At 70.5% G+C, this 6,098-nt stretch carries 7 protein-coding genes and 1 pseudogene; 4 read left to right on the top strand and 4 right to left on the bottom strand.

Annotation, left to right across the window (positions count from 1 at the left end; all coding sequences use genetic code 11):
• Nucleotides 1–412: pseudogene (locus AB7U92_RS20150) on the top strand (metallophosphoesterase); the annotation flags it as partial.
• An 11-nt stretch (nucleotides 413–423) separates the two neighbouring features.
• Here the strand turns inward: AB7U92_RS20150 and ccmI are convergent.
• Entirely contained in the window at nucleotides 424–1,560 is a 1,137-nt protein-coding gene (gene ccmI / locus AB7U92_RS20145; protein ID WP_428581136.1) for a c-type cytochrome biogenesis protein CcmI, read from the bottom strand.
• Between the two features lie 107 nt (nucleotides 1,561–1,667).
• Here ccmI and AB7U92_RS20140 point away from each other — a divergent pair, with 107 nt between their 5' ends.
• Nucleotides 1,668–2,093, top strand: a complete 426-nt coding sequence (locus AB7U92_RS20140) for a universal stress protein (protein ID WP_428581133.1) — start codon at nucleotides 1,668–1,670, stop codon at nucleotides 2,091–2,093.
• Between the two features lie 27 nt (nucleotides 2,094–2,120).
• Here the strand turns inward: AB7U92_RS20140 and AB7U92_RS20135 are convergent, their stop codons facing one another.
• Nucleotides 2,121–2,732: a TetR/AcrR family transcriptional regulator gene (locus AB7U92_RS20135; protein WP_428581130.1), complete on the bottom strand. Its 612-nt coding sequence runs from the start codon at nucleotides 2,730–2,732 to the stop codon at nucleotides 2,121–2,123.
• Nucleotides 2,733–2,933: 201 nt separating this feature from the next.
• On the opposite strand from AB7U92_RS20135, the gene AB7U92_RS20130 reads away from it, so the two are divergent.
• Nucleotides 2,934–3,884, top strand: a complete 951-nt coding sequence (locus AB7U92_RS20130; RefSeq protein WP_428581127.1) for a fasciclin domain-containing protein — start codon at nucleotides 2,934–2,936, stop codon at nucleotides 3,882–3,884.
• Between the two features lie 32 nt (nucleotides 3,885–3,916).
• Nucleotides 3,917–4,372: a fasciclin domain-containing protein gene (locus tag AB7U92_RS20125; RefSeq protein WP_428581124.1), complete on the top strand. Its 456-nt coding sequence runs from the start codon at nucleotides 3,917–3,919 to the stop codon at nucleotides 4,370–4,372.
• 19 nt (nucleotides 4,373–4,391) lie between these two features.
• Here AB7U92_RS20125 and AB7U92_RS20120 read toward each other — a convergent pair whose 3' ends face one another.
• Together AB7U92_RS20120 and AB7U92_RS20115 are read right to left on the bottom strand one after the other, a co-directional pair.
• A complete protein-coding gene (locus tag AB7U92_RS20120; RefSeq protein ID WP_428581121.1) occupies nucleotides 4,392–4,601 on the bottom strand; it encodes a hypothetical protein in 210 nt (69 codons plus the stop codon).
• 151 nt (nucleotides 4,602–4,752) lie between these two features.
• Nucleotides 4,753–6,098, bottom strand: a 1,346-nt coding sequence (locus tag AB7U92_RS20115) for an alkaline phosphatase D family protein (protein ID WP_428581118.1), incomplete at its 5' end; no start/stop codon positions are given.

Raw genomic sequence — 6,098 nt, 5'->3', positions numbered from 1 at the left:
CGCGATGCGTGCGGCCGCCTACTACATGCGCATCATGCGCAGCACGCGCCGCGGTGTGGCCTTCGATCCGGAAGGCGTGCGCGAAGAGGCACAGGCCTGCCGCGACTGGCTGGCCGCCGAGCTGGCGAAGGCGGGTGACTGGGACCGCACTGTCGTGCTGACCCACTTCGCGCCGTCGCTGCGCAGCGCCGACCCGCGCTATGGCGCCCAGCCGGGCACGGCCAGCTTCTGCAATGCCGACGACGCGCTGCTGCCGCGTGCCAGCACCTGGATCCACGGCCACCTGCACTGCCGGCACGACTACCTCGTCGAGCATTCGCACGGGCGCACGCGGGTGGTGTGCAATGCCCGCGGCCACGCGCGCAAGGGCGAGGCCGAGGGCCACGACCCGCTGCGCATCTACGACGTCTGAGACGCCGCGCGTTACTTCACTTCTTCGGCGATCTCGATCTTCAGCCCGCTGGCGCCCACCGCCACCGGCTGCGAGAAGCCCTGCAGGTCGCCGGGCTGCGGCGTGGCGTTGCCGCTCTTGCTGATGCGTGCGCCCACCACCACCTGCCTGGCCGACGACAGCCGCGTGGCCGGGCTCATCGCGGTCGAGTCGTCGAGCGTGAAGCTGATCGGCAGATCCTTCACCTGCTTGCGCAGGATCGCCAGCGGCATCTTCGGACCCTCGGTGGCGCGCGCGAAGACGAACACCGTGTCCTCCGGAGAGACGCGGCCCTTCAGCGCGGCCGCGAGCTGCACCTCGCCGGCCACGGTGCCGGCGCCGGCTGCAGCCGGCGCGGTGGGCGCCTGCGGCGCCGCGGCAGCAGGCTGTCCGGCACGCGCGCGTGCCTCGGCCACGCCGCCTTGCAGGTTGCGCGCGAGTTCGCTGCCGGGTTCGGCCACCGCCACCGCAGCCTCCCACAGCATCGCCGCCTTGGCGAAGTCGTTGCTGTCGAAGGCGATGGTGCCTGCCAGGGCCAGTGCCTTGAGGTTTTTCGGGTCGAGCTGAAGGGCCTTGGCGATCAGCGCCGCCGGCTCGCCGGTCAGGTTGCGGCCGGCGGCCATGGCCTTGGCGTCGGCGAGGTCGGCATAGGCCTGCGCCTCCTTCGGCTTCATGTCGATCACGCGCTGGAAGGCGCTCACCGCGTCGGGGTAGCGACCCATCGCGCTGTAGCTGCGGCCGAGCATGCTCCAGCCCTCGGCGTCGTCGGGCTTGTCCTTCAGGCGCTGCTCGAGCTGGCCGACCATCTCTTCGATCTGGCCCATCGCGTTGCCATGGCCGGCCCCGCCTTCGCTGCTGGCTACCGGCACGCCCTTGACGGCGCTCGGCGTGCCGTAGCGGGCGTAACCCGCGGCGGCGACGACGACGACGAAGGCCGCCATCCCCCAGATCATCTTGCGCGAGGCCCGCGGCGTCGCCGACGCCGATTCGTTCTGCATCACCAGCGCGAGCAGTTCCTGCTCGAGCTTGGCGCGCGAGGCGGCGGCCTGCTCGGCCGGGAGCGTGCCGGAAGCGGCCAGTTCGTCGAGCTGGCGGATCTGGCGCTTGAGATCGTCGATGCGAGGGTTCATGGGGCGTGGATGGTAAGGCCCGGCGCGGTTGCGGGTTGTCAAGAAGCGACGCTGGCCCTGTGCGAGACTTGAATTGTTTCGAACATGTTCCCTGGAGACGAGAACCGATGAAGATCCTCCTCGCCGTCGATGGCAGCTCCTTCACCAAGCGCATGCTGGCCTACCTGGCGGCGCACGACGAGTGGCTCGGCGGCGGCCGTCACGAGTACACCGTGCTCAACACGGTGGCCCCGGTGCCGGCGCGCGCCGCGGCGGTGATCGACCGCGATACCCTGAAGGCCTACTACGCGGACACCAGCGAGGCGGTGTTCAAGCCGATCCGCAGCTTCCTCAAGAAGCAGGGCATCGAAGCGACTTTCGCCGGCAAGGTCGGCCATGCGCCCGACGTGATCGCCAAGACCGCCGATTCGGGCGACTTCGATCTCCTGGTGATGGGCTCGCACGGCCACGGCACCCTGGGCAACCTCGTGATGGGGTCGGTGGCCACCAAGGTGCTGTCGGCGTGCAAGACGCCGGTGCTGCTGATCCGTTGATCTGGACGGGGGCCCGCCGCCCGGCCCTCAACGCTTCGCCAGCCCGTCGAAGCAGGTCGACAGCAGCAGCTCGATGATCTGCTCGTCGCTGTACTGCTCGGTGAGCTTGAGCAGGCCCAGCACCGGGTCGCAGGCGCGGGCGAACAGCGTGTAGAGGATGACTTCCGGCGGCAGCGCCGGGTTCAGGTCGCCGGCCGCCTGCGCCGCGGTGATCCATTCGCCCAGCCGGTCGCTGACTTCCATCAGCCGGTCGATGTAGGCCTTGTTGGTCGTCAGCGCCGCGCGCAGGCTGGAGTTCTGCGCCGGCAGCGAGGGCATCTCGCCCGCCAGCTGCACCTGCATGGTCCAGCGAGCCACCGCCTTGAGCTGGTCGACGGCACGAGCCTCCGGCGCCCGGCTGCCCTGCTCGTCGAGGAAGGCCAGCGCCCGCTCGAGGATGCGGATCATCGCCGCTGCGGCCAGCTCCTCCTTCGAGGTGAAGTGCTTGTAGAGGCTTGCCTTGGCGATGCCGACATCGGCCGCCACCTCGTCGACCGTCATCAGGTCGAAGCCCTTTTCCGCCAGCAGGCGGTTGACGGACGACACGATCGCGTCCTCCCGGGCACGCAACACCTGTTCACGGAACGACACCTTGGCCATCCGCGCATTCTAGCCGCCCGAGGCTGCATCGGAACGGCGGGGTCTTGATGTGACTGAATCGTCCGCGTCAATGACCACACGGTTTCTCAAGAATACTGAGCAGTATAAATTCCGCCTCCTCGGTCTCGTGAACTGAGTCACGAACCGAGGCCCGGCGGCCCCCCGGCCGGCCTCTTTGCAACCTCGACTGGAGCAGTACACATGTTCGACTGGATCAAGAGACTGGCGGCCGTGTCCGCCCTCGCCCTCGTGGCCGCCTGCGGCGGCGGCGACGACGACCATCCGCCCGGCACGCTGGCACAGGTGGCCACGACGGGTGGCTTCACCGCCCTGGTGGCCGCCGCCGACAAGGCCGGCCTGGTGCCCGCGCTGAGCAGCAGCAGCTCCAACCTGACGGTGTTCGCGCCCACCGACGCGGCGTTCACCAGCCTGGCCACCAGCCTCGGCTTCGCTGATGCCGCCGCGATGGTCGCGGCGCTCGACGGCCCGACGCTCGCCAGCATCCTGCAGTACCACGTGCTGCCGACGAAGCAACTCGCTGCCGACCTGGCCGCCGGCGGCCCCACCCAGGACACGCTCTACACCTTCGACGGCGCGGCGGCGACGCTGGCGCTGGACACCACGTCCGGCGTGAAGATCACCGACGAGGTGCTGACCCAGGCCACGGTGACGACCGCCAACGTGGCGGCCAGCAATGGCGTGATCCACGTGATCGACAAGGTGCTGGTGCCGCCCGGCGTGCTGAACGTGGTGCAGATGGCCCAGCTCAACCCGGCCTTCAGCACCCTGGTCGGCGCGGTGGTGTCGGCCAACCTGCAGGGCGCGCTCGCCGACCCGGCCGCGACCCTGACCGTCTTCGCGCCCACCAACGACGCCTTCGCGGCCATCGCGAGCACCGTCGCGGGCCTGAACACGACCCAGCTGACGACCGTCCTGACCTACCACGTGCTGGGCAGCCAGGTGCTGGCGGCCGGCATTCCGTTCGGCACTCCCGTCGCGACGCTGTCGGGCCAGGACATCACGATCAACGCCGGCACGCCGCCGACCATCACGGACACCACCGCGACGCCGGCCTCCATCGTCGCCACCGACGTGCGCGCCAGCAACGGCGTCATCCACGTCATCGACAAGGTGCTGATCCCGGCGCTCTGAACCTCCCGTCAACCCCCTCGAAAGGAAACGCCATGAAGAAGACCCTCATCGCGCTCGCCTTCGGCCTCGGCACGGCGATCGCCGCGCAGGCCAAGGACATCGTCGACACCGCCGTCGGCGCCGGCAAGTTCAACACCCTGGCCACCGCGCTGCAGGCGGCCGGCCTGGTCGATACGCTCAAGGGCCCGGGCCCGTTCACCGTGTTCGCCCCGACCGACGAGGCCTTCGCCAAGATCCCCAAGGCGGACCTCGACGCCCTGCTGAAGGACAAGGCCAAGCTGACCGCGGTGCTGACCTACCACGTGGTGCCGGGCAAGGTGATGGCCAAGGACGTCAAGGCCGGCAAGGTCAAGACGGTGCAGGGCAGCGAGCTGACGCTGGGCACCAGCGGCGGTGTCACCGTCGATGCGGCCAAGGTCGTTCAGGCCGACATCACCGCCTCCAACGGCGTGATCCACGTGATCGACAGCGTGGTGCTGCCGAAGTGAGGAACCGCTAGACGCGCGATCAGCGCTTCTTGAAGGGGCCGGCGCCTGCGGAAGGTGGCCGGCCCTTGTCGTTGCGGGCGTCGCTGCCCGGCTCGGGCATGGGCAGGGTGTCGAGGCTGGCGTCGAGGCCGAAGGCTGTGCCCATGTCGGCGTAGTCGGTGTCCGGTGCGGGCGCGGCCTTGCCGAAGCCCAGGCTGGACCACCAGGATCCCGAAGTCGACTTGCTCATCTCACCACCTCCGGCTGCGCCACGTCATCCCGATATCGGAATGATCCCAGTGTGATGAAGCGCGCGGCAGGGGAAGCCGCGAACAAGCGCACCGTCGCCGTGCATTTCGATACGAATCGCTACGGCTCGCGAAGCCGGCGCGGTTTGGCCGTCAGTCGCGCGCCACACCAGGTCGCCCGGCTTCGACGACGAAACGGGCCTGCGAGTGCAGCGCCGCGCCGGGCTGGGCCGGGTAAGGCGTGGCGCGGAAGTCGCAGTGCGCCGCCTGCGGGGTCAGTTCGATGAAGGCATAGCCGCGTTCGTCGGCGCGGGCGTGCAGCAGGTCGGGATTGCTGGCGCGGATGGCGGCCATCAGCGTCTCCGACAGGCCGCGGCTGGTGACCGAGGAGCAGACGAACTCCGCCGCCACCACCGGCGAGCGCGGATCGTCCGGACGCTGGCGCAGCTGTGCGGCCACGTGCCGGTGCACGTCGCCGCCGAGCACCAGCGTGTTGCCGCCGCTGCCGGCCGCCGCGATGGCGTCGAGCAGGCGCTCGCGGGCGCGCGGGTAGCCGTCCCAGCCGTCGCTGTACAGGCGCCGGCCGATCGGCGTGGCGATGCTGCTGTCGCTGAGCTGGCTGGCCTGCGCGACCAGCTTCCACGGCCGCTGGCTGGCGGCCAGGCCCTGGGCGAGCCAGCGCTCCTGGGCGGCGCCGAGCACGCCGCGCGCCGGGTCGGCGAGGTCGTCGCAGCCGGACAGCACGCGCCCGCCCGCGCCGCCGTTGCGGCCGCAGGCCTGCACGCTGCGGTGCTGCCGTGCATCCAGCGTCCAGAGCTCGGCCAGCCGCCCCCAGCGGAACTGCTCGTGGATGCGCATCGAGGCGCCACGCGGCGCCATGCCGGGCGACACCGGCAGGTGCTCGAAGTAGGCCTGGTAGGCGGCGGCGCGGCGGCGCAGGAAGGTGGCCGCATCCAGCCCGCTCGGGCTGGCATCGCCGGCGTAGTCGTTCTCGACCTCGTGGTCGTCCCAGGTCAGCACCCAGGGGTGGGCGGCATGGGCGGCGCGCAGGTCGGCGTCGAGCTTGTAGGTGGCGTGGCGGGCGCGGTACTCGTCCAGGCTGCGCGGCACCGGGCCTTCGTGCTCGCGCACGCGGTGGCGCGGGTTGGTCGACTCGTAGATATAGTCGCCGACGAACAGCACCAGGTCGAGGTCGCGCTCGGCGATCTCGGCGTGCGCCGCGTACCAGCCCTGCTCGTAGTGCTGGCAGGAGGCCAGGGCGATGCGCAGACGCCCCGGCGAAGCGTCATCGGCCGGAGCGGTGCGGGTGCGGCCGACCGGGCTGACGGCATCGCCGGTGATGAAGCGGTAGAACCAGGTCCGGCCGCTGGCCAGGCCCTGCACCTCGACGTGGACGGCATGGCCGCGCTCGGGCCGCGCGAAAAACTCGCCGCGGCGCACGCCGGTGGAGAAGCGGTCGTCCTCGGCCAGCTCCCAGCGTACGGCGAATGGCAGCGGTG

The sequence above is a fragment of the Piscinibacter sp. genome, from assembly GCF_050175855.1.
Lineage (GTDB): Bacteria > Pseudomonadota > Gammaproteobacteria > Burkholderiales > Burkholderiaceae_C > Piscinibacter.
The sequence above is the reverse complement of the archived record's forward strand: the minus strand, read 5'-3'. Positions and strand labels throughout refer to the sequence as shown.

Coding starts and splice junctions, on each gene's coding strand:
- ccmI (WP_428581136.1), bottom strand. CDS start 1,560: ATGAACCCTCGCATCGACGATCTCAAGCGCCAGATCCGCCAGCTCGAC.
- AB7U92_RS20140 (WP_428581133.1), top strand. CDS start 1,668: ATGAAGATCCTCCTCGCCGTCGATGGCAGCTCCTTCACCAAGCGCATG.
- AB7U92_RS20135 (WP_428581130.1), bottom strand. CDS start 2,732: ATGGCCAAGGTGTCGTTCCGTGAACAGGTGTTGCGTGCCCGGGAGGAC.
- AB7U92_RS20130 (WP_428581127.1), top strand. CDS start 2,934: ATGTTCGACTGGATCAAGAGACTGGCGGCCGTGTCCGCCCTCGCCCTC.
- AB7U92_RS20125 (WP_428581124.1), top strand. CDS start 3,917: ATGAAGAAGACCCTCATCGCGCTCGCCTTCGGCCTCGGCACGGCGATC.
- AB7U92_RS20120 (WP_428581121.1), bottom strand. CDS start 4,601: ATGAGCAAGTCGACTTCGGGATCCTGGTGGTCCAGCCTGGGCTTCGGC.